Origin of the sequence: Methylobacterium durans (assembly GCF_003173715.1) — a bacterium.
GTDB lineage: Bacteria > Pseudomonadota > Alphaproteobacteria > Rhizobiales > Beijerinckiaceae > Methylobacterium > Methylobacterium durans.
The window spans coordinates 2,568,437-2,591,952 of sequence record NZ_CP029550.1 but is presented as its reverse complement, the minus strand read 5'-3'; the positions used below and the strand labels follow the sequence as shown (position 1 = coordinate 2,591,952).

23 protein-coding genes and 1 pseudogene are annotated in these 23,516 nt (G+C 71.7%); 13 read left to right on the top strand and 11 right to left on the bottom strand.

The genetic code is table 11. The annotated features are described in order from the left end of the window. Nucleotides 1-87: 87 nt before the first annotated feature. The 3 genes from dapB (at nt 88) to DK389_RS11840 (ending at nt 2,623) form a co-directional block, all read left to right on the top strand. Complete coding sequence (gene dapB, locus DK389_RS11850; protein ID WP_109896319.1) at nt 88-885, top strand: 4-hydroxy-tetrahydrodipicolinate reductase; 798 nt, start codon at nt 88-90, stop codon at nt 883-885. Between the two features lie 98 nt (nt 886-983). Next, on the top strand, nt 984-1,619 hold the full coding sequence (locus DK389_RS11845; protein ID WP_109889796.1) for a 2,3-bisphosphoglycerate-dependent phosphoglycerate mutase: 636 nt from the start codon (nt 984-986) through the stop codon (nt 1,617-1,619). Between the two features lie 278 nt (nt 1,620-1,897). Next, nucleotides 1,898-2,623 carry a sigma-70 family RNA polymerase sigma factor gene (locus DK389_RS11840; protein WP_109889794.1) on the top strand — a complete coding sequence of 242 codons (726 nt, stop codon included), beginning with the start codon at nt 1,898-1,900 and terminating at the stop codon, nt 2,621-2,623. A gap of 10 nt (nt 2,624-2,633) precedes the next feature. Here DK389_RS11840 and DK389_RS11835 read toward each other — a convergent pair whose 3' ends face one another. Continuing rightward, nucleotides 2,634-2,876, bottom strand: coding sequence for a hypothetical protein (locus DK389_RS11835; protein ID WP_109889792.1), 243 nt, complete (start codon nt 2,874-2,876; stop codon nt 2,634-2,636). A 482-nt stretch (nt 2,877-3,358) separates the two neighbouring features. Between DK389_RS11835 and DK389_RS11830 the strand changes: the two genes are divergently transcribed. The 3 genes and pseudogenes from DK389_RS11830 (at nt 3,359) to DK389_RS11820 (ending at nt 5,580) form a co-directional block, all read left to right on the top strand. Further along, complete coding sequence (locus tag DK389_RS11830) at nt 3,359-3,781, top strand: hypothetical protein (protein ID WP_162560612.1); 423 nt, start codon at nt 3,359-3,361, stop codon at nt 3,779-3,781. Nucleotides 3,782-3,789: 8 nt separating this feature from the next. Then, nucleotides 3,790-4,461, top strand: a complete 672-nt coding sequence (locus DK389_RS11825) for an alpha-ketoglutarate-dependent dioxygenase AlkB (RefSeq protein WP_109889788.1) — start codon at nt 3,790-3,792, stop codon at nt 4,459-4,461. 115 nt (nt 4,462-4,576) lie between these two features. Further along, nucleotides 4,577-5,580, top strand: a pseudogene (locus DK389_RS11820) (hypothetical protein). 18 nt (nt 5,581-5,598) lie between these two features. Here the strand turns inward: DK389_RS11820 and chrA are convergent. Together chrA and DK389_RS11810 are read right to left on the bottom strand one after the other, a co-directional pair. Next, nucleotides 5,599-6,993, bottom strand: coding sequence for a chromate efflux transporter (gene chrA, locus DK389_RS11815; RefSeq protein WP_109889786.1), 1,395 nt, complete (start codon nt 6,991-6,993; stop codon nt 5,599-5,601). Nucleotides 6,994-7,254: 261 nt separating this feature from the next. Further along, a complete protein-coding gene (locus DK389_RS11810; protein ID WP_109889785.1) occupies nt 7,255-8,688 on the bottom strand; it encodes an FAD-linked oxidase C-terminal domain-containing protein in 1,434 nt (477 codons plus the stop codon). 269 nt (nt 8,689-8,957) lie between these two features. Between DK389_RS11810 and DK389_RS11805 the strand changes: the two genes are divergently transcribed. Next, the gene (locus tag DK389_RS11805; RefSeq protein ID WP_109889783.1) at nt 8,958-9,323 is read left to right on the top strand and encodes a c-type cytochrome; all 366 of its coding nucleotides are present in this window, start codon (nt 8,958-8,960) and stop codon (nt 9,321-9,323) included. A gap of 77 nt (nt 9,324-9,400) precedes the next feature. On the opposite strand, the gene DK389_RS11800 is transcribed toward DK389_RS11805, so the two are convergent. Further along, nucleotides 9,401-9,946, bottom strand: a complete 546-nt coding sequence (locus tag DK389_RS11800; RefSeq protein WP_109896317.1) for a MarR family winged helix-turn-helix transcriptional regulator — start codon at nt 9,944-9,946, stop codon at nt 9,401-9,403. A gap of 290 nt (nt 9,947-10,236) precedes the next feature. Here DK389_RS11800 and DK389_RS11795 point away from each other — a divergent pair, with 290 nt between their 5' ends. After that, nucleotides 10,237-10,659, top strand: coding sequence for an organic hydroperoxide resistance protein (locus tag DK389_RS11795; RefSeq protein WP_109889781.1), 423 nt, complete (start codon nt 10,237-10,239; stop codon nt 10,657-10,659). Here DK389_RS11795 and DK389_RS11790 read toward each other — a convergent pair. The 3 genes from DK389_RS11790 to DK389_RS11780 all read right to left on the bottom strand — a co-directional run bounded on the left by DK389_RS11790 (nt 10,608) and on the right by DK389_RS11780 (nt 12,688). Next, nucleotides 10,608-11,429 carry a methyltransferase domain-containing protein gene (locus tag DK389_RS11790; protein ID WP_109889779.1) on the bottom strand — a complete coding sequence of 274 codons (822 nt, stop codon included), beginning with the start codon at nt 11,427-11,429 and terminating at the stop codon, nt 10,608-10,610. The two genes, DK389_RS11795 and DK389_RS11790, sit on opposite strands and share 52 nt — an antisense overlap. A 105-nt stretch (nt 11,430-11,534) precedes the next feature. Further along, nucleotides 11,535-12,479, bottom strand: coding sequence for a site-specific tyrosine recombinase XerD (locus tag DK389_RS11785; RefSeq protein WP_418292055.1), 945 nt, complete (start codon nt 12,477-12,479; stop codon nt 11,535-11,537). 56 nt (nt 12,480-12,535) lie between these two features. Next, nucleotides 12,536-12,688, bottom strand: coding sequence for a histidine kinase (locus DK389_RS11780; RefSeq protein WP_109889777.1), 153 nt, complete (start codon nt 12,686-12,688; stop codon nt 12,536-12,538). A 250-nt stretch (nt 12,689-12,938) separates the two neighbouring features. Here DK389_RS11780 and DK389_RS11775 point away from each other — a divergent pair, with 250 nt between their 5' ends. The 5 genes from DK389_RS11775 to DK389_RS11755 all read left to right on the top strand — a co-directional run bounded on the left by DK389_RS11775 (nt 12,939) and on the right by DK389_RS11755 (nt 18,842). Then, entirely contained in the window at nt 12,939-13,541 is a 603-nt protein-coding gene (locus tag DK389_RS11775) for a shikimate kinase (protein WP_109889776.1), read from the top strand. 8 nt (nt 13,542-13,549) lie between these two features. Continuing rightward, on the top strand, nt 13,550-14,680 hold the full coding sequence (gene aroB, locus DK389_RS11770) for a 3-dehydroquinate synthase (RefSeq protein ID WP_109896313.1): 1,131 nt from the start codon (nt 13,550-13,552) through the stop codon (nt 14,678-14,680). A 103-nt stretch (nt 14,681-14,783) separates the two neighbouring features. Beyond that, nucleotides 14,784-16,088 (top strand): glycosyltransferase family 87 protein, encoded by a 1,305-nt coding sequence (locus tag DK389_RS11765; RefSeq protein WP_109889774.1) that lies wholly within the window; start codon nt 14,784-14,786, stop codon nt 16,086-16,088. 63 nt (nt 16,089-16,151) lie between these two features. Next, the gene (locus DK389_RS11760) at nt 16,152-17,462 is read left to right on the top strand and encodes an HlyC/CorC family transporter (protein WP_109889772.1); all 1,311 of its coding nucleotides are present in this window, start codon (nt 16,152-16,154) and stop codon (nt 17,460-17,462) included. Nucleotides 17,463-17,687: 225 nt separating this feature from the next. Next, nucleotides 17,688-18,842 (top strand): GGDEF domain-containing protein, encoded by a 1,155-nt coding sequence (locus DK389_RS11755; protein ID WP_109889770.1) that lies wholly within the window; start codon nt 17,688-17,690, stop codon nt 18,840-18,842. A 36-nt stretch (nt 18,843-18,878) separates the two neighbouring features. Here the strand turns inward: DK389_RS11755 and DK389_RS11750 are convergent, their stop codons facing one another. The 4 genes from DK389_RS11750 to DK389_RS11735 all read right to left on the bottom strand — a co-directional run bounded on the left by DK389_RS11750 (nt 18,879) and on the right by DK389_RS11735 (nt 23,501). Beyond that, a complete protein-coding gene (locus DK389_RS11750) occupies nt 18,879-20,813 on the bottom strand; it encodes a potassium transporter Kup (RefSeq protein ID WP_418292026.1) in 1,935 nt (644 codons plus the stop codon). Between the two features lie 145 nt (nt 20,814-20,958). Further along, complete coding sequence (gene bioD, locus DK389_RS11745) at nt 20,959-21,636, bottom strand: dethiobiotin synthase (RefSeq protein WP_109889768.1); 678 nt, start codon at nt 21,634-21,636, stop codon at nt 20,959-20,961. Nucleotides 21,637-21,645: 9 nt separating this feature from the next. Continuing rightward, on the bottom strand, nt 21,646-22,419 hold the full coding sequence (locus tag DK389_RS11740) for a ferredoxin--NADP reductase (protein WP_109889766.1): 774 nt from the start codon (nt 22,417-22,419) through the stop codon (nt 21,646-21,648). Between the two features lie 149 nt (nt 22,420-22,568). Then, nucleotides 22,569-23,501: a ring-cleaving dioxygenase gene (locus DK389_RS11735; RefSeq protein WP_109889764.1), complete on the bottom strand. Its 933-nt coding sequence runs from the start codon at nt 23,499-23,501 to the stop codon at nt 22,569-22,571. Nucleotides 23,502-23,516 lie beyond the last annotated feature (15 nt).

Here is a 23,516-nt window from a genome sequence, read left to right as displayed (position 1 = left end):
GCGCGGTCTGGCCGGCCGACCGGACTTGGCAGCCCCAGGCTGACCCTGTACCCCGCGCACAGGACGATCTTCGGCAGGATGGGAACGATGCGGCTCGTCGTGGTCGGCGCCGACGGGCGCATGGGGCGGATGCTGATCCGCGCGGTGGCGGAGGCGGAAGGGTGCACGCTCGCCGGCGCGATCGAGCGCCCGGGCTCGGCGGCGATCGGCCAGGATGCCGGCACCCTCGCCGGGCTCCCGCCGCTTGGCGTGCCCGTGACCGACGATCCCCTGCCCGTCTTCGCCGCCGCCGAGGGCGTCCTCGACTTCACGGCGCCCGCCGCCACCACCCACTTCGCCGAGCTCGCCGCGCAGGCGCGCATCGTGCACGTCGTCGGCACGACCGGCCTGTCGGAGGACGACCTCGCCAAGCTCGCGGCCGCCGCCCACCATGCCCGCATCGTGCGCTCGGGCAACATGTCGCTCGGCGTCAACCTCGTGGCGGGGCTCGTGCGCAAGGTCGCGGCGGCCCTCGGCGAAGAATTCGACATCGAGATCGTCGAGATGCATCACCGCATGAAGGTCGACGCCCCCTCGGGCACCGCCCTCCTCCTCGGCGAGGCGGCGGCGGAGGGGCGCGGCGTCAGCCTGCCCGACGTGCGGGTCTCCACCCGCGACGGCCATACCGGTGCCCGCCGCCCCGGCGACATCGGCTTCGCGACCCTGCGCGGCGGCACCGTCGTCGGCGACCACAGCGTCACCTTCGCCGGTCCGGGCGAGCGCATCACGGTCAGCCACCACGCGGAGGACCGGGCCATCTTCGCCCGCGGCGCCGTGAAGGCCGCGCTCTGGGCCTTCCCGAAGCGGCCCGGCCTCTACGGCATGACAGACGTCCTCGGCCTGTAACGGCGCCCAAGCTTCAGCGCCCTCCCCCCCTCTGCTAGAGCGCCCTTGTAGAGCGTCCCTGGAGACGCCCTGCCCGAACCGCACAAGGAACCGTCCCGATGGACCGCCTGCTCGTCCTCGCTCGCCACGGCCAGAGCGACTGGAACCTGAAGAAGCTGTTCACCGGCTGGCGCGACCCGGACCTGACGGATCTCGGCGTCGAGGAGGCCCGCCGGGCCGGGCGCTGGCTGCGGGACCAGGGCTACGGCTTCGACGTCGCCTTCACCTCCAACCTGAAGCGCGCGCAGCGCACCTGCTCGCTCATCCTCGGCGAGATGGACCTCTCCGACATCGAGGTGATCCGCGCCCAGGCCCTCAACGAGCGCGATTACGGCGATCTCTCGGGCCTCAACAAGGACGATGCCCGCGAGCGCTGGGGCGCCGAGCAGGTGCACCAGTGGCGCCGCTCCTACGACGTGCCGCCCCCCGGCGGCGAGAGCCTGAAGGACACCGCCGCCCGCGTCCTGCCCTACTACATCGAGACCATCCTGCCCCGCGTGATGGCGGGCGACCGGGTGCTGGTGGCCGCCCACGGCAACTCGCTCCGCGCCCTCGTCATGGTCCTCGACCGGATGACGCCCGCGACCATCGCGGCCCTCGAGATCGCCACCGGCATCCCCCTCGTCTATCGCCTGAAGGCCGACACCACGGTCCTGATGAAGACCGTGCTGGAGCGCGACATCGACCCGGATTGAGGCCGAGGGGGTGCGTCGCGCCCGCACGGGTTTCCCGGTCCCCGCCTCCGAGGCGCCGTCCTTCACCCCTCGGCGCGGGAGAGGGGGGCCGCTCCCGACGGGCGGAGATCCGCTCAGGGCGCCCGCCGGGCGTCCCGACAGGAGGCCCGCACGCCCGCGCCGGGACCCGGACGCGTTGAGCATGCGTTCAGGTTCTGATTGCTAACGAGATTGGAATCACTTTAATCGGCCAAGCTGTGCTACGGCTCAGCTTCCGCTGCCGAGGGTTTCGATCAGGTATGACAAGCAGCTTTCAAGAGAAGGACGCCGCGAGGCGGGTGGACGCGGAGGAGATCGCCGAGCTCGGCCGCGAGGATCTGTCGGCGGCGATCCGCAATTACCTCGCGGTGCCGCTGCAGGATTATTTCCGCCTCGCCGAGCAGGAGCCGCTGACCCCGCGCCTCGCGAGCCTCGTGACGCGCTTCGAGGCGGCGCTCGCTGCGCAGGGGCGCGCGGTCGCGGCCGGCTTCCGGGACGACCTGATCAAGGCACTGCCGGCGCTGCGGACCTTCGCCCTGTCCCTGTGCGGCAATGTCAGCCGTGTCGACGACCTCGTCCAGGAGACCATGATCAAGGCCTGGGCGAACCAGGAGCGCTTCCGGCCCGGCACCAACTTCACCGCCTGGGTGTTCACCATCCTGCGCAACCAGTTCTACACGGAGATGCGGCGGGCCAAGCGCGAGGTCGAGGACGCGGACGGCGCCCATGCGGGGCGCCTGACCGCGCCGGCAGACCAGGAGGATGCCAGCACGCTCCGGGCGGTCTGGGAGAAGATCGCCGCCCTGCCCCAATCCCAGCAGCAGGCCCTCATCCTCGTCGGCGCCGAGGGCTGCACCTACGAGGAGGCGGCCGCGCGTCTCGGCTGCCAAGTGGGCACGGTGAAGAGCCGGGTGAGCCGTGCCCGGGCGAGCCTCGCCGGCGCGCTCGCCGACGGGGCGGATGGGCTCCGGCCCGTCCCGGCCTGAGGATCGCCCCTCAACCCGCTTCCGCCGCGGGGGAGGCTTCCGCGCAGTTCGGGCAATCGGGAAACGGCTGCCAGTCGGTGAAGGCGTCCTGCGGGTAGCTGTGCTCGCAGAAGGCGACGTGCCAGGGTCTCGCATCGCCGCAGCGGCGGGGATCCCAGCGGATCACCGCGCGCCGGTCGGGATCGTGGCGGTCGATGGCGATGATCCACCGGCCGTCCTGGGGCGCCCGGTTCATGGGCCGCCAACTCATCATCGCGCGCTCCTGCCCAACCGCTTGCCCGAACCGCTTGCCCCAACCGTCCGCCGAACCGCCGGAGGCCGCAGAAACGCGCGAGGGTGCCGAACCGTTCGAACGCCGAGGCGGTACGCAGCGCCGCCTCGCATCGGACGCGATGTCGCAGGGTGGATCCGGCCCGAACCGTTTGGTCACCGCCGCCGTTCCTGCCCTCCCGAGGGTGCACGGCCGAAGGCTGCGTCGGCGACGCGGCCCGGACCAGGACAGGGCCCGACCCCGGTACATGCCGGGGCGTCGCGGCATGGCCGAATAGAGCCCGCGTATTCCCTGCCTGCGGATCGTAAAGTTCCGGCTAACAATTCCGCAACCATCGGTGATTGCAGGGCTTTTCCGCAAGATTGCAATTTACTGTACGGTATTCGCCCTCAATGTACTGGATCGTACTTGACACTCCGTTAAGCATTCTTCAGCTTGCCGACCTTGGCCGCAAGGGGGAAGACATGCGACAGATCTTGTCTGTGCCTTCGCGTGTTCGCGAGAACGAGCACGGCTCCTATAGCCTGTACGACGGGGACGAAGAGGTTATTTCCGGGCTATCCTACGACGATATGGTCGCTTTCTATTTCGAGACGACCAACGGAAAATTTAATCTCGTGCCCGCGGAACCGGCTGACATGACGGCGCGAGCGGTCCCCGAGACGCGCGCCGGCGAGGCCCGGCCGGCCGCACGCCATGCGCGGCGGCCGGCCCGGCGGCGCGGGCGGCAGCTCTCGCTCCTGCCCCACGCCGCCTTCGTGCGCAAAGCCATGGAGCGCGACCCCAACATCCGGCCGATGATGATGGCGCTGCTGCTGAACCAGTACGGCGTCAAGGTCCATTCCCTGAACCCGGTGCGCAGCATCATGGCCTATTGCGAGCGCTGAGGGCGCCGATGGGCGACGCGGCGATCCTCGCACCGGGTCTGATCCACCATCGGGGCCATCTCGACGCCGGGCGGCAGGCCGAGCTCGCGCGGGAGATCGAGGCGGGGCTCTCGCGCGCGCCCTTCTACACCCCGCGCATGCCCCGCACGGGCAAGCCCTTCTCGGTCCGCATGACCAATCGCGGCCCTCTCGGCTGGGTCTCGGACGCGGCGGGCTACCGCTACCAGCCGGCGCATCCGGAGACCGGCGCGCCCTGGCCGGACCTGCCCGCCGTCGCGAGGGACGCCTGGGAGCGCCTCGCCGCCTGGCCGGCCCCGCCCGAGGCCTGCCTCGTCAACCTCTACGCGCCGCAGGCCCGGATGGGGCTGCACCAGGACCGGGACGAGGAGGATCTCGACGCACCCGTCCTGTCCCTCTCCCTCGGGGCACCCGCCCTGTTCCGCTACGGGGGCCTGAGGCGGAGCGACCCGACCCGCTCGGTGCGGCTGATGCCGGGCGACGCCCTGGTGATCGGGGGACCCTCGCGCCTGGTCTTCCACGGCGTCGACCGCGTCCTGCCGGAGGAGGCCGACCTCCTCTCCGGCGCGGCTCCCGCGCGGCCGGGCTTCCTGCCCCCGGGCTGGCGCTGCAACCTGACGCTGCGCCGCGTGACGCGGCCGGGTACGGGCCGGACGGCTTGACACCGGCGCCACGGGCGCCGACCCATCGCATCCGGAGGAGACGTCGCCCGGGAAGGCCCGAGGCCGTTGCCTGGTCCCCGGCCGAACCGGGGTGAGATGCGGAGAAGCCTGTCCGATGCGGTTGCGTCACGCCACCCGTTTCACCGCGCGTGCCACCGCGCGTGCCTGCGCTCGCCCGCTCGCGGGCCGGCTCGCGGCACTCGGCCTCGCCGCGATCCTCGCCGGCCCGGCTCTCGCCGAGCCAGTCTTCCCGTCGGGCTCCCGCTTCGGCTTCGAGCCGCCCTCCGACATGGCGCCCTCGCGCCGCTTCTCCGGCTTCGAGCGCAAGGAGGGGGCGCCACGGTCTCGGTGGTGGAGCTGCCGGCCGCGGCCTACGCGGATCTCGAGAAGAATTTCACCGACGAGAACCTGAAGAGCCAGGGCTTCGTCGTGCAGAAGCGCGAGAGCCTCAAGGTCGCGGGGGGCGCCGACGCCGTCCTCTACACCGGCGAGCAGCCGCCGGAGGGCGGGACGGGCGGCCCGGCGATCCAGAAATGGCTCCTCCTCGTCGGTGATCCGAGCGTGACCGGCATCATCATCGCGCAGACCCTGCCCGGCTCCGAGACCGAGGAGACCATGCGGGGCATGGTGACGGGGGTGACGATCCGGCCCGCGCTGAGCCTCGAGCAGCAGGTCGAGGCGCTGCCCTTCCGCATCGGAAACCCCGGCGGCTTCCGGCCGGTGCGGGTGCTCGCCGGCAACTCGGTGCTGCTGACGCAGGGGCCGAAGGACCAGATGGTCAATCTCGAGCAGCCGATCCTGGTGCTCGCCCAGGCGGTGCAGCCCCCGCCCGCGACCGAGCAGCGCGACGGCTTCGCCCGCGCCGCGCTCTACGCCAACCAGACCATGAAGGACTTCGTGATCGAGCGCTCGCAGAGCTACCGGCAGAACGGCGTCGACTGGCACGAGATCGTGGCCCGGGCGACCGACCTGCCGACGAACGTGCCGGTGGTGGTCTCGCAGACGATCCGCTTCGCGCCGGACGGCTACCTGCGGGCGGTCGGCGTGGTGCGCGAGGACCAGCGCGAGGGCACGCTCGCGAAGTTCCGCGAGATCGTCGACAGCGTGCAGATCAAGTAGGCCGGGACCGCGCCGCCGTCAGATCGCGCCGAGGAGGCGCAGGACGAGCCCGGCCGCGGCGCAGGCGGCGAGCGTCGTCACCATCCCGGCCCGGAGCCGGAACACCGCGACGAGGGCGGCGAGCGCGAGGGCGAGGGCGTAGGGGTCGAGGCTCGCGAGGACCGGCGCGTCGATGCGCACCGGGCCGAGGGCGAGCGTGCGCACCTCCCGGAAGATCGTGTGGAGGGCGAACCAGACCGCGAGGTTCAGGATCACGCCGACCACCGCCGCCGTCACGCAGGCGAGCGCCGCCGCGAGGGCCCGGTTGCCCCGCAGCCGCTCGACGTAGGGCGCGCCGAGGAAGATCCAGAGGAAGCAGGGCGCGAAGGTGACCCAGGTGGTGAGCAGGCCCCCGAGCGTGCCCGCGACGAGGGGCGGCAGGCCGCCCGGCGTCCGGTAGGCGGCGAGGAAGCCCACGAACTGCGTGACCATGATGAGCGGGCCGGGCGTGGTCTCGGCCATGCCGAGGCCGTCCAGCATCTCGCCGGGCTTCAGCCAGCCGTAATGCTCGACCGCCTGCTGGGCGACGTAGGTGAGCACCGCGTAGGCCCCCCCGAAGGTCACCATCGCCATCTTGGAGAAGAACACCGCGATCTCGGAGAACACGTCGCCGGGGCCGAGGAGGACGAGCAGCGCGAGGACGGGCGCCAGCCAGAGCGTTCCCCAGATCCCGAGGACGCGCGGAACGTGACCGTGCGAGGCCCGCTCCTGCGGAAGGGCCTCGTCGCCGAGCAGGTAGGGGCCGCCGTCGTCCCTGGCCGAGGCGCCGTGGCCGCCGGCCCTGAACGGAGGCAGGTCGGCCCGGCCGCCGAGATAGCCGATCACTCCGGCCGCCAGCACGATGACGGGGAACGGCACGTCGAGGACGAAGATGCCGACGAAGGAAGCGCCCGCCAGCGCCACCATGACGGGGCCCTTCAGCGCCCGGCGGCCGATGCGCAGCACCGCCTCCGCCACGATGGCGAGCACCGCCGCCTTAAGGCCGAAGAACAGGCCGGCGACGAGGCCGACCTCGCCGTAGAGGGCGTAGATCCAGCTGAGCGCCATGATGGCGAGGAGCCCCGGCAGGACGAACAGCCCGCCGGCGAGAAGGCCGCCGCGGGTGCCGTGCATGAGCCAGCCGATATAGGTGGCGAGCTGCTGCGCCTCCGGCCCCGGCAGCAGGGTGCAGAAGTTCAGCGCGTGCAGGAAGCGGCTCTCGGAGACCCAGCGCCGCTCCTCGACGAGGATGCGGTGCATCACGGCGATCTGCCCGGCCGGCCCGCCGAAGGAGAGGGCGGCGATGCGCGCCCAGACCGGCAGCGCCGCGCGTAAGGTGACCGGTGCGACCTCGGACCGGGGCGGCAGGGTGGATGACAGGGTGGCGCCGGCCATGACGGGACGGATCCTCGTGGGGTGTTCGGGTCGGGAGCCGTGCCCCCTCTCCCGTGTCGGGAGAGGGCTGGGGTGAGGGACCTCAGGCGTCCGGACGGAGCACGACGCCCTGCGACCTCTGCGGAGAGGTCGTCCCCCTCACCCGGTACACTGTCGCGCACGCGACCTCTCCCGAACGGGAGAGGGGACCCGCGCTCGACGTTCCGCCGTCGCGGCGTCCTCGGGGCGTGACGGCGCCGGACGGGCCGTCACCGGCGGCGCTCAGGCCGCGATGCGGCCGTCCAGGGGGAAGACCTTGGCGGGGTTCATCAGCCAGGCCGGGTCGAACACGTTCTTGACCCGCATCTGCTGCTCGAGGTCCGCTTGGCTGTACTGGAAGCGCATCAGCTCCCGCTTCTCGATGCCGACGCCGTGCTCGCCGGTGAGGCAGCCGCCGACCTCGACGCAGAGCTTCAGGATCTCGTCGCCCGCTTCCTCCGCCTTCTGCAGCTCGCCCGGCTTGTTGATGTCGAACAGGATCAGCGGGTGCAGGTTGCCGTCGCCCGCGTGGAAGACGTTGGCGACCCGGAGGCTGTGGCGGGCGCAGATCGCGCCGATGCGCTCCAGCACGTGGCCGAGGCGCCCGGTCGGGATGGTGCCGTCCATGCAGATGTAGTCCGAGATGCGGCCCGTGGCGCCGAAGGCGGATTTCCGCCCCTTCCAGATCGCGGCGCTCTCGGCCTCGGAACGGGACACCTTGAGGCTCGTCGGCCGGAAGCCTTCGGCGATCGACGCGATGCGGCCGAGCATGTCGTCGATCTCGGCGTCCGAGCCCTCGACCTCGATGATCAGCATCGCCTCGGCGTCGCGGGGATAGCCGGCCTGCGCGAAATCCTCGGTGATCAGGATCGCCTCGCGGTCCATGTACTCGATCGCCACCGGGATGATGCCGGCCCCGATGATCGCCGCGACGCAATCGCCCGCATCCTCCACCGAGGAGAAGCCGACGAGGGCGGGCCGCGCCCCTTCCGCCGCCCGCAGGATGCGCACCGTGGCCTCCGTGACGACGCCGAGCTGCCCTTCCGAGCCGCAGATCAGGCCGAGGAGATCGTAGCCGCCGCTGTCGAGGTGCTGGCCGCCGATCTCGACCACGGTGCCGTCGTTCATCACCAGGGTGACGCCGAGCAGGTTGTTGGTGGTCACCCCGTATTTCAGGCAATGCGCGCCGCCCGAGTTCATGGCGATGTTGCCCGCGATGGTGCAGGCGAGCTGGCTCGACGGGTCGGGGGCGTAGAAGAAGCCCTCGTGGCTGACCGCGCCCGAGATCGCGAGGTTGGTGATGCCGGACTGCACCCGCGCGGTGCGGTTGGCGAAGTCGAGGTCGAGGACGCGGGTCATCTTGCCGACGCCGAGGATCACCGCGTCCTCCTGCGCGATGGCGCCGCCCGCCAGCGAGGTTCCCGCCCCGCGGGGCACCACCCGCACGCCGTTGCGGTGGCAATAGGCCATCACCGCGGAGACCTCCTCGGTGGTCGAGGGCAGGATCACGGCGAGCGGCATCTTGCGGTAGGCGGTGAGCCCGTCCGTCTCGAAGGCGCGGCGCTCGTCCTCGCTGGTGATCAGCGCCTCGGCCGCCACGAGGGGGCGCAGGCCCTCGATGATCGCCTCGCGGCGCGCGACGATCTCCGGGTCGGGGGCGGGGAAGGCGATCGACATGGCGTTCTCCCAGATGTTCGGCCGGCGGAAGGATCCGCCTTCAGCGCGCGCTCAGGTTCGGAGGCTCAAGGTCGCGCTCGGTCCCACGCGCCGTTCTAGCCGAAAGGCGCGCGGCGCGCATCCGGAACCGATTTGCGGCGTCAGGGCTTCCTTTCGTCGCAGATGCCCTAGATGCCGGCCTAGCGTTCGCAGTCTCGATCTGTTCTAAACGCCAAGCTCGGCTATAAGCCCCGGTGGTCTCACACGACCGTCACCACGGAGGAAAAAAGATGCGTCACCTCATTCTCGGCGCCGCCCTCGCGCTGATGCTGCCGATCTCCGCCCAGGCGCAGGACGCCGGCGACGCGGCGGCCGGCGAGAAGGCGTTCGCGCCCTGCAAGGCCTGCCACGCCTTCGGCAAGAACGGCGTCGGGCCGGACCTGAAGGGCGTCGTCGGCCGCAAGGCGGGCGTGCACGAGGGCTACAACTATTCCGCCGCACTGAAGGGCTCGGGCCTCACCTGGGACGAGGCGAACCTCAAGGAGTGGCTGAAGGACCCGAAGGCCAAGGTGCCGGGCAACAAGATGGTCTACCCGGGCCTGAAGGACGACAAGAAGCTCAGCGACCTAATCGCCTATCTCAAGACCCAGTCGTAAGGCTCGGGCCGCAGGTTCGGACGAACGGGCCGCCCTCGCGACGCGGGGGCGGCCTTTTCCTTGCCCGATCCCTGCACTCAGGCGGCGTCGGCGCTCTCCGGCGCCGGCTTCTCGGCGAGCGCGCCCTCGTGCAGGCCCGTCCTCAGGGTGACGAGGTGGTCGAGGAGGGCGTGGCGCGTGTCGAGGTCGAGGCCGGTCATGCCGCCGGCCTGATCGGGAATGCAGGCGAGGCGCTCCTGCAGGCTGCGCCCCTTCGGCGTCAGGAAGATGCTCACCTGCCGCTCGTCGGCCCGGTCGCGGGCGCGGCGGACATGGCCCGAGGCTTCCAGCCGCTTCAGGAGCGGCGTCAGCGTGCCCGAATCGAGGAACAGACGGGTGCCGATCTCCTTCACCGTCAGCCCCTCCTCCTCCCAGAGGACGAGCAGCACGAGATATTGCGGATAGGTGAGATCGTGCTCGCCGAGGAGCGCCCTGTAGGCGCGGCCGAACGCGTGCGCCGCAGCGTAGACGGCGAAGCAGAGCTGGGCGCCGAGGCGCTGGTCCTCGTTCGGCGCGACGGCGGAGACGGATCCCGCGCCGGCGCCCCTCGGTTCCCCTCCACGCGGGTCTGACCGGCCCGGCATGCGCGTCACTCCCCTCTCCGCGCCGCGACGCGGAAAAAACTCACGAACCCCAACATCCTAGTCAACTCGCCGGGTGCGCACAATCGAGGCACAACCCTCAATTCAGTTGCGCGCAATCGAAAAACATGCGAGAGACGGATATCGATCGTGCGCAATTGACCTTCGGGCCTCGGCAGGCTCGCGGTGCAAAATCCGGTCCGCCACACCGGAATGCACTATCACATGTCAATCCGGTCCTATTTTTTCGCTGTTTCCCGATGCGGCCGGGCCGCTCATCAGAGGAGTTCATCATGCAAGCGCTGTATACCGCTCATGCACACGCCACCGGTGGCCGCGAGGGCTCGGCCGCGACGGATGACGGCCGGCTCGACCTCCGGCTCGCCACGCCGAAGGAACTTGGCGGCGGCGGCGGTGCCGGCACCAACCCGGAGCAACTCTTCGCCGCGGGCTACGCCGCCTGCTTCCTCGGCGCGATCAAGTTCGTGGCCGCGCAGGACAAGGTGAAGATCTCCGACGACGCCAAGGTCGAGTCGAGCGTCGGCATCGGCAAGCGCGAGGACGGCAGCGGCTTCGGCCTCACCGTGACCCTGAAGGCGACGCTGCCGGGTATCGACCACGATACGGCGCAGGCGCTCGTGCAACGGGCCGACGTGGTCTGCCCCTACTCGCACGCGACCCGCGGCAACATCCGGGTCGACGTCTCGGCGGCCTGACCGGGCTCGCGCCGGACGAGGCAGGTGGCGACCCGGTAGGTGACCCGGGCGCCGTCCGCCTCGAAGCTCCGCAGCACCCGGCGCAACGCTCCCGGGGACAGGGGCCGGCCGCCCTCCCCGGGCGTGCGGGCCCCGATCGCCCGGAGTGCGGCGAGGAAGGCGCGCCCGTCCGGGTGCGCTTCCACGAACGGCTCCTCCGCCACGCTCAGCGTGCAGCCGGGCGGCGCCAGCGCCCGCAGCGTCCGCAGCGGCGGATAGGCCGGGGTGGCGGCCCGGGTGCCGGACGTCGCGTGCGCGCGGCCCCATTCACCGAAGGTACCCTCGGCCAGCGTCGCCAGGGCGAGCCAGCCGCCCGGGGCGAGGAGATGGCTCAGGCCCGCGACCGCGCCCGGCAGGTCCTCGAACCATTGCGCGGCGAGGCTCGAGGCGATCAGGTCGAAGCGGGGGCCGGGGGCGAGGCAGGGACGCTCGCCGTCCATCACGAGATAGCGGAGATCGGGACCGTCCGGCGCCCGCGCCTTCGCCCGCGCGACCATGCCGGGGGCGATGTCGGTAGCCAGGAGCGCGCGGGGGGCGAGCCGCTCGCGCAGGGCCCGCGTGAGGAAGCCGGTGCCGCAGCCGATTTCCAGCACACGGGGGCGGGGCCCCAGCGGCAGGCCCGCGATCCGCTCCACGAGGCTCGCCGCGACCCGCGCCTGGACGCCGGCGGCCCGGTCGTAGCCCTCGGCGCCGTCGAAGGCGCGCGCGACGGCCTGCTTCCATGACGACATCGGAGTGTTTCGGGACGGTTCGGACGCGGGAGCCGATCGCTTAGCGCGCGGTGGGGTAGGGCTCAACCCGGGGTGGCCCCGAGGCTGCCGGGCGCCTTCGGCGCCTCACGCCTCGGCCGGCGCCTCGTCCGCCTCGTCCATCAGCGGGTGCAGGTCGCGCACCATGCCCTTCAGGCGCTCGTCGAGGACGTGGGTGTAGATCTGGGTCGTCGAGATGTCGGCGTGGCCGAGCAGCTCCTGCACGATGCGCAGGTCCGCACCGTTCTGCAGGAGATGGCTCGCGAAGGCGTGGCGCAGGACGTGGGGGCTGACGCGGTCGGCCCGCAGGCCCGCCGCGCCCGCCGCGACCTTCAGGTCGCGGGCGAAGGCCTGGCGCGTCAGGTGGCCGCTCTCGCTGTCGGCCGGGAACAGCCAGGCGCTCTCGGAGGGGCTCGCCGCGAGGTGATCGCGCATGGCGGCCCGCGCCATCTCGGTCAGCGGGACGAGGCGCTCGCGGCCGCCCTTGCCCTTGACCACGAGGAAGCGCTCCCGCGCCGAGGCCGCGCTGCGCGGCAGCGCGATCAGCTCCGAGACGCGCAGGCCCGTGGCGTAGAGGAGCTCGATCAGGCACAGCATCCGCCGCGCCCGGCCGAGCCCCCCAGGGCCCGCATCCGCGGCCGCCGCCCCCTCGCGGGCGACCGCGATGAGGCGGTCCACCTCGGCGACCGAGAGTACCTTCGGCAGGGCGCGCCCGCGGCGGGGTCCGGCGACCGGCGCGCTCGGGTCCCCCTCAGCCATCCCCTCCGCGTAGAGGAACTTGTGGAAGCCGCGGATGCAGGAGAGGCGGCGGGCGGCCGAGGCGCTCTTCAGGCCCCGGGTGTCCAGCCCCGCCAGGTAGGCCCGCAGGGTCCCGACCTCGACCTCGGCCGGATCGACCCCCTCCTCGGACAGGAAGTCGAGATAATCGTCGAGGTCGCGCCGGTAGGCGTCGAGGGTGTTGCGCGCCGCCCCCCGCTCGGCGGCCAGCATATCGAGATAGGCCGCGATCTCGGGCGCCGGCTTGGCCTGCAGCTTGGCCTGCAGCTTGGCCGGTCTCCCGGCCCCTTCCGCGCGGTCGCGCCCGCGCGTCACCGGTTGCCCGGCTGGAGCTTCGCGGCGGGGATCGTCACGCTCATCTCCCGCGGGGTCGGCTCCACGAAGGTCGCCAGGGCGAACATGCCGGCGAAGACGAGGCCGGCCAGGACCGCGAGCGTGGCGATGAAACGGAACAGGGTCGGCACGTCGGGCGAACCTCGGGCGGGCGCGGGGGCGGGTGTTGCGCTGCGGCGTCAAGGGGTTCCATCACGCGAGCCGGACGATGGCAAGGTCCGCGAAGCCACAGCAACCGCTTCGCGGCGATCCGCCGGTCCCGGCGCGCGGACGTCGCGCCGCTGCGGGCGGAGGAACACGCCTCCGGTGTTTCACGCCCGCCGCAAAACGCGGTAAGACCCCTGCTTTCCGTGCAGACTGGTCGATGCGTAGATCCGAGCCATGACAGAGCCTGAACCGGCAGGCGAACCGATCGAACTGCGCTTGCGCCGGGCCCTCGGGCCGCGGTCGATCGTGCTCGTCGGGCTCATGGGTGCGGGCAAGAGCACGGTCGGCCGGCGCCTGGCCGGCCGCCTCGGCATGATCTTCAAGGACGCCGACAACGAGATCGAGGCCGCGGCCGGCCTCTCGATCCCCGACATCTTCGCGATCTACGGGGAGCCGAGCTTCCGCGAGGGCGAGGAGCGGGTGATCTCCCGCCTGATCCGCGAGGGCCCGATGGTGCTCGCCACGGGCGGGGGCGCCTTCATGCGCGAATCCACCCGGGCCCGCATCGCCGAGGGCGGCGTCTCGGTCTGGCTCAAGGCCGATCTCGACGTGCTGATGCGGCGGGTGCGCAAGCGCGGCAACCGGCCCCTCCTCCAGACCGAGGATCCGGAGGAGACGATGCGCCTGCTCATGGAGGCGCGCCACCCCGTCTACGGCGGCGCCGACGTGATGGTGCTCTCCCGCGACGTCTCCCACGACCGGGTGGTGCAGGACGTGCTCGAAGCCATCGACGCCCATCTCACCGGCCCCACCAACCGCGGCGTCGCCGCCCAGTGATCGAGACCGTGACCGAGACCGAGCGCGCCCCCCTCACCGTGCACGTCCCCCTCGACGGAGGACGCGACTACGACATCCTGATCGGGCGGGGCCTGCTCGCGAGCGCAGGCGCCCGCGTGGCCGCGCTCGGCGCGCGGGCGGCCGTCATCGTCACCGACGAGACCGTGGCCGCCCTCTACGGCGACCGGGTGCGGGAAAGCCTCGAGGCGGCGGGCCTACGCTCGGGCGTGATCGCGGTGGCGCCGGGCGAGGCCTCGAAATCCTACGCGACCTACGCCGCCGTCTCGGACGGGCTCCTCGCCCACAGGGTCGAGCGCAACGACCTCGTCGTGGCCCTCGGCGGCGGCGTGGTCGGCGACCTCGCGGGGTTCGCGGCGGCGACGCTGCGGCGGGGCGTCCGCTTCGTCCAGGCCCCGACGACGCTGCTCGCGCAGGTCGATTCCTCGGTCGGCGGCAAGACCGGCATCAATTCGCCGCTCGGCAAGAACCTGATCGGCGCCTTCCACCAGCCCCGCCTGGTGCTGGCCGACACCGCCGCCCTCGACACCCTCACCCAGCGCGAGATGCGGGCAGGCTACGCGGAGGTCGCGAAGTACGGCCTGATCGGCGATGCGGGCTTCTTCGCGTGGTGCGAGGCGAATTGGCGCGGCCTCTTCGCGGGTGGGCCGGAGCGCGACGAGGCGGTGGCGATCTGCTGCCGGGCCAAGGCCGCCGTCGTGGTGCGCGACGAGCGCGAGGACGGGGAGCGGGCCCTTCTCAACCTCGGCCACACCTTCGGCCACGCCCTGGAGCGGCTGACAGGCTACGATTCCGGGCGCCTCGTCCACGGCGAGGGCGTCGCGATCGGCCTCTCCCTCGCCTTCCGCTTCTCGGCCCGGCTCGGCCTCTGCCCCGGCCAGGAGGCGGGGCGCGTGGCCAATCACCTGGCGCTCGCCGGCCTGCCGACCCGCCTGCAGCAGGTCCCCGGCGGCTGCGGCGACGCCGAGGCGATCCTCGACGCGATGGCCCAGGACAAGAAGGTCCGCGACGGCGCCCTGACCTTCATCCTCGCCCGCGGCATCGGCAAGAGCTTCATCGCGCCGGGCATCGACCGGGCCGAGGTGCGCGCCTTCCTCGACGACGAGTTGCGGGCGGGCTGACCGCCCTCCCCGTCGGTGTCCGGGGTCACGCAGTCCGTCCCGGCGGGCCGGCATTAACGAATTGCGCCTATCCTGGCCGCGGTCCAGAGCGGCGGGTCGGCCCATGAACGTCCCCATCAGCGTTGCAAGAGCCGGAAGCGGGTTGCGGCGGGACCTCGCGGGGCTTCTGACGAGCGACGCCCGGCTGCACGCCTTCGCCCGCCGCGCCGCGCTCGCCCTGGTGCCGCTGACTCTCCTCATCGCCTTCGGGCTGCTCGGCACCGGGCCGGTCCCGATGCGGAACTGGCTCGGGGAGCTCCTCGGCTACGACTTCTCGCAGGTCTGGCTCGCCGGACGGGCGGCGCTGGAGGGACGGGCCGCCACCCCCTACGACCTGCAGGCCCATCTCGCCGCGCAGGCCGCCGTCTTCGGCCCAGACGCGGACCGCTTCGCGTGGCACTATCCGCCGGTCTTCCTGCTGCCGGCAGCGCTCCTCGGCCTCATGCCCTACGGGGCCGCCTTCCCGCTCTGGATGCTGCTCACCCTCGGCCTGTTCGTCCTCGCCCTTCGACAAGCGACCGACAGCCGCGACGCCGTCCTGATCGCCTGCGCCCACCCGCTCGTGCTGTGCAATCTCGCCTACGGGCAGAACGGGCTTCTCACCGCCGGGCTCCTGACGCTCGGCGCGCTGCGCATCGACCGGCGGCCGGTCCTGGCGGGTGTGCTCCTCGCCTGCGTCGCCTACAAGCCGCAACTCGCCGCCCTCGCCCCCGCCCTCCTCCTCGTCACCGGGCGCTGGCGCGCGCTCGCCGCCTTCGCGGGGGCCCTCGGTGGGCTCTGCGCCCTCTCCGTCCTGGCCTTCGGCCTCGCGCCCTGGCAGGCCTTCCTCGGCACCCTCGCCGAGACGAACCGCCTCGCGCTGCGGGAGGCGTGGTCGGGCCTCGACATCAACGCCAGCGCCTTCGGGGCGGTGCGGCTTCTCGGCGGCCCGATCGCCGCGGCCTGGGCCGCGCAGGTCGCGGTCGCCCTCCTGGCGATCGGCACGGCGTGGCGCGTCTGGGCGAGCGGCGCGCCCCTGACCCTGAGGGCGGCTGCCCTCCTCGCCGCCGCCCCCCTCGTCTCGCCCTACGTCCCCCTCTACGACCTCGCGCCGCTGGTGCCGGCGAGCGCGCTCCTCGCGATCGAGGCGCATCGCCGCGGCGGGCTGAGCGGGGCAGAGCGGGCCCTCCTGATCGCCTCGCCGCTCGCGTCCGCCGCGCTCCGAACGGTGGCCGGCGCGACCGGCCTGTCACTCGGTCTCGCCCTCGCCCTCGCGACGCTCGGCCTCGTCGCGGCCCGGGCGCTGCCGCGGACGGAGCGCGATCCCATCCCTTCACCCGCTCCCTCGCCCATCCCCTCGCCAGTCCCTTCGGGAACCGGAATCCTCTAAGACGGGCGCTCACGCCGCGCGGTTTCCTCGGCACACCGGCCGCGCGGAGACGATACGGGTCCGATGGAATCCCACACCGACCTCTGGCTCGCCGCGAGCATCGTGACGATCTCGCTCCTGCTCTCGGCCTTCTTCGCGGGCGCCGAGACGGCCTTCACCGCGGCCTCGCGGGCGCGCATGCTATCCCTCGAGACATCGGGCGACCCGCGGGCGGGCATCGTCAACCGGATCCTGGCGATCCGGGAGCGCTTCATCGGCTCCATGCTGATCGGCTACAACATCGTGGCGATCGGCGCCTCGGCCTTCACGACCAGCGTGCTGACCTCGATCTTCGGCAAGAGCGGCGTCCTTTACGCCACGGGGGCGATGTCGGTGCTCGTCATCGTCTTCGCGGAGGTGCTGCCGAAGACGCTCGCCATCTCGAAGCCCGATCGTGCGGCCCTCCTGATGGCCCGGCCCGTCGCCTTCACGGTGGCGCTCCTCGGGCCGCTCGCCATCGCCATCGAGAACCTCGTGCGGCTGATGCTGCGCCCCTTCGGCATCACCATCGGCGAGCATCAGTCGATCCTCTCGGCCACGGAAGAGATCCGCGGCCAGGTGGCGCTCCTCCACCGGGAGGGCGGCGTCGCCAAGGCCGAGCGCGACATGCTGGGCGGCCTCCTCGACCTCTCCGACCTCACGGTCTCGGAGGTGATGGTCCACCGCACCAAGATGCGCACGATCAACGCGGACCTGCCCTCCGAGGAGATCGTGCGCGAGGTGCTGTCCTCGCCCTACACGCGGATGCCGCTCTGGCGGGGCAGCTCGGAGAACATCGTGGGCGTGCTCCACGCCAAGGACCTGCTGCGCGCCCTCGACGCGGCGGGCGGCGACGCGTCCGGCCTCAAGGTCGAGGCGCTGGCGCTGGAGACGTGGTTCGTGCCGGGCACGACCTCGCTGCGCGACCAGCTCAAGGCCTTCCTCACCAAGAAGACCCACTTCGCCCTCGTCGTCGACGAGTACGGCGAGGTAATGGGGCTCGTGACCCTGGAGGACATCCTCGAGGAGATCGTGGGCGACATCGCTGACGAGCACGACGTCACGGTCTCGGGCGTGCGCCCGCAAGGCGACGGCTCGGTGAACGCGGACGGCTCCGTCCCGATCCGCGATCTCAACCGGGCGATGGACTGGAACCTGCCCGACGACGAGGCGACGACCATCGCCGGCCTCGTGATCCACGAGGCGCGGGCGATCCCCGACCAGGGCACCGCCTTCAACTTCCACGGCTTCCGCTTCCAGGTCCTGCGCAAGGCCAAGAACCGCATCACCACCCTGCGCATCACCCCACTCGGGCCGACGCCGCCCGCGCGTCGGTCGGCCGACCCGGAATCCTGAAGACAGTATTCAGATTTCTCGATGCAGTCCGGCCACAGGCCGCCCCGATCGAACCTGTCGGGGCGAAGATCAGGCCCGTCCTCGACCTGCAACCGTTGAGACCGCACCCTGCCCCGGGTAGGTTGCATTCGCGGGTTCGCCTTTACGAACCCGACAGCATGGGCCGTCTATCGATTCGACCGGCAGCGATGCCCGGGCGAGCCGGGCCGGCACCGGAACGGATCGATGCGTCTCGACACCCCGACCCTGCTGCTCGTGACCGTGATCGTCACGTTCATGGTCGGCACCCTGTTCCTCCTGTCCTGGGGGCAGGACCGCCGGGCTCGCTCGCTGGCGATCTGGGGCGTCGCGCACATCGCCGGCGCCGTGGCCTCGGGCCTGCTCGCCCTGCGCGGGGTGATCCCCGATGCGGTCTCGGTCGGCGTCGCCAACACCGTGATGATCGGGGCCTACGGCCTGATCTGGAGCGGCGTTCGCGCCTTCGAGGGGCGCCCTCTCCGCCTCGGCCTCGCCCTGTCCGGCGGCGCCCTCTGGGGCTGCCTCTGCCTCGTGCCCGAATTCTACGGCTCGCTGGCGGCCCGGGTCATCCTCGCCTCGGCCGTCGCCGGGACGTTCTGCGCCGCTTGCGCCTACGAGATCTGGCGCGGGCGGGGCGAGGCCCTGGTCTCCCGCTACCCGGCGATGATCCTGCTCGGCGCCTACGGGCTCGTCTACTACGTGCGCATCCCCCTGGCGCTCCTGACCCCGCTGCCGACGAACCAGAACCTGATGCAATCCGCCTGGCTCGCGATCCTGTGCTTTGCCGGCATGCTGTTCACGGTCGCGATCGCCTTCACCTTCATGGCGCTCACCAAGGAGCGGGTCGAGCGGGTGCAGCGGCAGGCGGCCGAGACCGACCCGCTGACCGGCGTCGCGAGCCGCCGCGCCCTGGTGGCGGGCGCGGAGGCCCTGCTCGCCGATCCCGCCCGGCCGGTGACCCTCCTCCTGTTCGACCTCGACCATTTCAAGAGCATCAACGACGCCCACGGCCACATGGTCGGCGACGGGGTGCTGGTGGGTTTCTGCTGCATCGTGCAGGCCCTGTTGCCGCCCGGCGCCCTGTTCGGCCGGATGGGCGGAGAGGAATTCGCCTGCGTGCTGCCCGGCCGCGACGTCGAGGGCGCGCTCCGCCACGCCGGGCTGATCCGCGCGGCAGTGGCCCGCCTCTCGGTTCCGAGCCTGCCCGCGCTCTCGGTCAGCGTGAGCATCGGCGCGGCGGGCGCCCCGGCTACGGGGCGGGACCTCGACGCGCTCCTGCGCCGGGCCGACGCCGCCCTCTACCGCGCCAAGCGCAACGGCCGGAACCGGATCGAGGTCTCCCCCGCCCTCCTGGCCGCGTGACCCGACAGGGCCGCGTGACCCGGCAGGGCCGCGCGATCAGATCTCGATCTCGGTGCCCACCTCGATCACCTGCCGGGTCGGCACGCAGAAGTAGGCGCCCGTGCGCTCGCCGTTGCGCTGCATGAAGGCGAACAGCTTCTCCCGCCAGTGCGACATGCCGCGCCGGTCGTCCCGCGGGATCACCGTCTCGTGGCCGATGAAGACCGTGACGTCCTCCACGAATTCGGGCGGCAGCAGGCCGTGCCCGACCGCGCAGGCTAGGCCCTCGGGGATCGAGGCGTCCTGCATGAAGCCGTAGCGCAGGACGATCCGGTAGAAGTCGGGGGCGATCTGCGAGACCTCGGCCCGCACGCTGTCGGGCACGGTCGGGGTCTCCTCGTAGAGCGCGGTGATGATGAGAAGGCGCTCGGCCAGCGCGTGGCTGCGCTCGAGGAAGCGCGAGAGGGGCAGCGGGATGCCGTGGGTGGCGGAGGAGAGGTACGCCGCTGCGCAGGGGAGCCGCACCGGCGGGTCCTGCCGCAGCCGCTCCAGGAAGTCGGCCTCCGGCATGCGCAGGGACGCGCGGGTCTCCTCGATGATCGCCGTGCCCTTCTTCCAGGTCAGCATCATCATGGCGACGAAGCCCGCCAGCACCAGCGGAAACCAGCCGCCCTCGAACAGCTTCACACTGTTGGCGCCGAGGAAGACGAGGTCGATGACGAGGAAGAAGCCATTCACGGCCGCCACCGCGACGGGGTTGTAGCCCCATTTGAGCGCGATCAGGGCGGCGAGCAGCGTGGTGATCGCCATCAGCATCGAGACCGCGATGCCGTAGGCGCCGGCCAGGGCGTCGGACGAGCCGAACACGACGACGGCGGTCAGCGTCGCGATGGCGAGGAGCCCGTTCACGGCGGGCACGTAGATCTGGCCGCGCTCGTCCGACGCGGTCTGGACGATGCGCATGGTCGGCAGGAAGCCGAGCTGGATCGCCTGCTGGGTCAGAGAGAACACGCCCGAGATGATGGCCTGCGAGGCGATCACGGTGGCGAGCGTCGCGAGCGCGATGAGGGGATAATGCGCCCAGTCCGGGGCGAGCGCGTAGAACGGGTTCTCGATCGCGGCAGGCTCGGCGAGGAGGACCGCGCCCTGGCCGAAATAGTTGATCACGAGGGCCGGCAGCACGAGGGCGAACCACGCGAGGCGGATCGCCCGGGCGCCGAAATGGCCGAGATCGGCGTACATCGCCTCGCCACCCGTCACTGCCAGGAAGGCGGCGCCGAGCATCGCGAAGCTGACGTGCCAGCCCGCATGCGTCAGGAAGTCGAACGCCTCGAACGGGTTCAAGGCCCGCAGGATCTCCGGCCGGTGCAGGATGCCGCCGACGCCGAGCAGCGCCAGCACGCCGAACCAGACCAGCATCACGGGACCGAAGATGCGACCGATGAAGGCGACGCCCTTGCTCTGGACAAGGAACAGCCCGACCAGGATCGCCAGCGTGATCGGCACCACGAACCGGTGGAGGGCGGGCGCGTCGACCTTGAGGCCCTCGACCGCCGAGAGGACCGAGATCGCGGGCGTGATCGCGCCGTCGCCATAGAGGAGGGCCGCGCCGATCAGGCCGACCACGAGGAGGAGCGCCTGCCAGGATCCGGGCTTGGCGTGGCGGGCGCCGAGCAGCGCCAGCATGGCGACGATGCCGCCCTCGCCCCGGTTGTCGGCCCGCAGGATCAGGACCGCGTATTTCAGCGAGACGATGAGGATCAGCGCCCACAGGATCAGCGAGACGGCGCCGATCACGGCCGCCGGCTCGGCGGTGCCGGTGCTGCGGCTCGCTGCCCGCACCGCCTCCTTGAAGGCGTAGAGCGGGCTCGTGCCGATGTCGCCGTAGACGATGCCGAGCGCGCCGAGCAGGATCGCGGGCCGGACCGTCCCGCCGCGCTGCCCACCCGCACCCTCGCGGGCTGCGATCTCATGGGTTGCGAGCTGGCTCACGGGAACGACTCCGCCGTCGGGCCGCGCCGATTCGGGTCTGGCCGTTTTCCGCGAAGGTAGAAGGCGGCGGCCGCTCGTCCAGGGCCGGGGCGCGGCAGCGGGACGGGAATCACGCGCTCGTGTCGGCCGCAGCCCGCGGCTCCGCTCACCCGGCCGCGAGGGCGGCCAGCGCCTCGGGGCATTCCTCCCCCCGCCGCAGGCAGAAGACGGGCGCGGCGATCCGGCCCGCGATCGCCCCGGCGACGGTTTCCGGCGGCGTCGGCGCACCAGCGCTCTCGCTCACCGCGACGGCGACGAGGGGGCAGGCATGCGCCCGCAGGGTCTCGGTCGCCGTCAACGCGTGGCTGATCGCGCCGAGATAGCTGCCGGAGACGAGGAGAGCGGGCAGGCGCAGGGCTTTGAGCCAGTCGAGGCCGGTCTCGGCCGCGGTGATCGGGCTCATCAGGCCGCCGACGCCCTCGATCACCACGGTGGTGCCGGGCTCCGCGGCCGCGATCTGCGCCGCGCACCAGCGTACCAGATCAGAGTGCGCGAGGCTGCGGCCCTCGCGGGCGGCAGCGAGATCGGGGGCGAGGGGCGCCAGGAAGCGCCAGGGCGAGCAGGCGGCGACCGTTTCCCGCGTCACTGGCAGGCCTTGCGCGGCGAGCAACCGGGCCGTGTCGCTCTCCGAGAAATCCGGATGGTCGAGGGACGGGACGCCACTGGCGAGGGGCTTCAGGGCGCGGACGGGGCGGCCCATCGCCCGCAGGCGCCGGACCAGCGCCGCGGTGACGTAGGTCTTGCCGATCTCGGTCCCGGCGCCCGCGACGAACACGGCCCGCATCGGGGCCGCCTATTTCTCGACGAAGGCCTTCTCGATGACGAAGTGCCCGGCCTCGCCGTGGTTGCCCTCCTCGTAGCCGCCCTCAGTCAGGAGCTGGCGCGTGTCGCGGATCATCTCCGGGCTGCCGCACAGCATGAACCGGTCCGCCTCCCGGCTCATCGCCGGCAGGCCCACATCCGCAAACAGCTTGCCCGACACCATCAGGTCGGTGATCCGGCCCCGGTTGCGGAACGGCTCGCGCGTCACGGTGGGATAGTAGACCAGCTGCTGGCTGATCATGTCGCCCAGGAACTCGTGGCGCGGCAGATCCTGCGTGATCGTCTCGCCGTAGGCGAGCTCGGAGACCTGCCGGCAGCCATGCACCAGCACCACGCGCTCGAAGCGCTCGTAGGTCTCCGGGTCCTTGATGATCGACAGGAACGGCGCCAGCCCCGTGCCGGTGCCGAGGAGGTAGAGGTGGCGGCCCGGCAGCAGGTTGTCGAGCACCAGCGTGCCGGTCGGCTTCTTGCCGACCATGATCGGATCGCCGACCTTGAGGTGCTGGAGCTTGCTCGTCAGCGGGCCGTTCGGGACCTTGATGGAGAAGAACTCCAGCTCCTCCTCGTAATTGGCCGAGACCACCGAGTAGGCGCGCAGGAGCGGCCGGCCCTCGACCTCGATGCCGATCATGGTGAACTCGCCGTTGCGGAAGCGGAACGAGGGGTCGCGGGTGGTGCGGAAGGAGAACAGCGTGTCCGTCCAGTGGTGCACCGACAGCACCCGCTCCTCGTTGTACTTGCTCATCGGTGAAGGTGACTCCGAATCTCGCCCACTTTTGGCGCGTCTTCTCGCATGTGCAGCACGCCCGTCAAGGCATGGCAGCACCGCATGCGGGGGATGGTTCTACTGTCTAGAACCGCTCTGAATTCTTAAGACCTCCGGTCGCCACTGGCTCACAGCGGCTTGAGTCCCGCCTCGATCTCGGCCCGGCGCGGCTCCAGGAAGGGCGGCAGGGCGAGGCGCTCGCCCAAGGATTCCAGGGGCTCGTCGGCGGTGAAGCCGGGTCCGTCCGTAGCGATCTCGAACAGGATGCCGTTCGGCTCGCGGAAGTAGAGGCTGCGGAAATAGTAGCGGTCGACCGGGCCGCTGGAGGGCATCCGCCGCGCCTTAAGGCGGTCGGCCCAGGCCTCGTAATCCGCGTCCGGGATGCGGAAGGCGACGTGATGCACCGCGCCCGCGCCCTGGCGTGCCGGGGCGGCGGCGTCCCGCATCACCTGGATTTCGGCGCCGGCACCCCCCTCCCCCATCGCGTAGACCCGGACCTCCCCCTCGGGCAATTCGAAGGTCCGCTCGTGGCGCATCCCGAGCACCTCGGTCAGCACCGCCTCGGTGCGCCCGATTTCCGCGACCGCGAGGCGGACGGGCCCGAGCCCGCGGATCTGGTGGGGCGCCGGCACCGGGCTGCCGGTCCAGGGATGGGCTGGGCCGGTGCCGCCATCGTCGACGAGGCTGAGGCGCTGACCTTCCCCGTCCTCGAAATCGAGGGTCAGGCGCCCGTCCCGCTCGATCGGGACCGCGTGGACGACGCCCTCGCGGGCGAGGTGCTCGCGCCACCACGCGATCGCGTCGGGGCCGGCAACCCGCAGGCCGGTGCGCACGATGCTGTTTGCGCCGCGCCGCTCGGGAGGCGCCGGCCAGTCGAAGAAGGTGATGTCGGTGCCGGGCGCCGCGATCCCGTCCGCGTAGAACAGGTGATAGGCCGAGAGATCGTCCTGGTTCACCGTCTTCTTGACGAGGCGCAGGCCGAGGATCCGGGTGTAGAAGGCGAGGTTGTCCGCCGCCCGGGCCGTGATCGCGGTGAGGTGGTGGAGTCCGCTGAGCTGCATGGGGTCCTGTCCGCT

Excerpts from the sequence above, each read along its gene's own strand:
- DK389_RS11840 (WP_109889794.1), top strand. The coding sequence starts at position 1,898 with ATGACAAGCAGCTTTCAAGAGAAGGACGCCGCGAGGCGGGTGGACGCG.
- DK389_RS11810 (WP_109889785.1), bottom strand. The coding sequence starts at position 8,688 with ATGTCGATCGCCTTCCCCGCCCCCGACCCGGAGATCGTCGCGCGCCGC.
- DK389_RS11760 (WP_109889772.1), top strand. The coding sequence starts at position 16,152 with ATGGAATCCCACACCGACCTCTGGCTCGCCGCGAGCATCGTGACGATC.
- dapB (WP_109896319.1), top strand. The coding sequence starts at position 88 with ATGCGGCTCGTCGTGGTCGGCGCCGACGGGCGCATGGGGCGGATGCTG.
- DK389_RS11790 (WP_109889779.1), bottom strand. The coding sequence starts at position 11,429 with ATGTCGTCATGGAAGCAGGCCGTCGCGCGCGCCTTCGACGGCGCCGAG.
- DK389_RS11735 (WP_109889764.1), bottom strand. The coding sequence starts at position 23,501 with ATGCAGCTCAGCGGACTCCACCACCTCACCGCGATCACGGCCCGGGCG.
- DK389_RS11765 (WP_109889774.1), top strand. The coding sequence starts at position 14,784 with ATGAACGTCCCCATCAGCGTTGCAAGAGCCGGAAGCGGGTTGCGGCGG.
- DK389_RS11755 (WP_109889770.1), top strand. The coding sequence starts at position 17,688 with ATGCGTCTCGACACCCCGACCCTGCTGCTCGTGACCGTGATCGTCACG.
- DK389_RS11800 (WP_109896317.1), bottom strand. The coding sequence starts at position 9,946 with ATGCCGGGCCGGTCAGACCCGCGTGGAGGGGAACCGAGGGGCGCCGGC.
- DK389_RS11805 (WP_109889783.1), top strand. The coding sequence starts at position 8,958 with ATGCGTCACCTCATTCTCGGCGCCGCCCTCGCGCTGATGCTGCCGATC.
- DK389_RS11835 (WP_109889792.1), bottom strand. The coding sequence starts at position 2,876 with ATGATGAGTTGGCGGCCCATGAACCGGGCGCCCCAGGACGGCCGGTGG.
- DK389_RS11825 (WP_109889788.1), top strand. The coding sequence starts at position 3,790 with ATGGGCGACGCGGCGATCCTCGCACCGGGTCTGATCCACCATCGGGGC.
- DK389_RS11845 (WP_109889796.1), top strand. The coding sequence starts at position 984 with ATGGACCGCCTGCTCGTCCTCGCTCGCCACGGCCAGAGCGACTGGAAC.
- bioD (WP_109889768.1), bottom strand. The coding sequence starts at position 21,636 with ATGCGGGCCGTGTTCGTCGCGGGCGCCGGGACCGAGATCGGCAAGACC.
- DK389_RS11775 (WP_109889776.1), top strand. The coding sequence starts at position 12,939 with ATGACAGAGCCTGAACCGGCAGGCGAACCGATCGAACTGCGCTTGCGC.
- DK389_RS11740 (WP_109889766.1), bottom strand. The coding sequence starts at position 22,419 with ATGAGCAAGTACAACGAGGAGCGGGTGCTGTCGGTGCACCACTGGACG.
- DK389_RS11830 (WP_162560612.1), top strand. The coding sequence starts at position 3,359 with ATGCGACAGATCTTGTCTGTGCCTTCGCGTGTTCGCGAGAACGAGCAC.
- chrA (WP_109889786.1), bottom strand. The coding sequence starts at position 6,993 with ATGGCCGGCGCCACCCTGTCATCCACCCTGCCGCCCCGGTCCGAGGTC.
- DK389_RS11795 (WP_109889781.1), top strand. The coding sequence starts at position 10,237 with ATGCAAGCGCTGTATACCGCTCATGCACACGCCACCGGTGGCCGCGAG.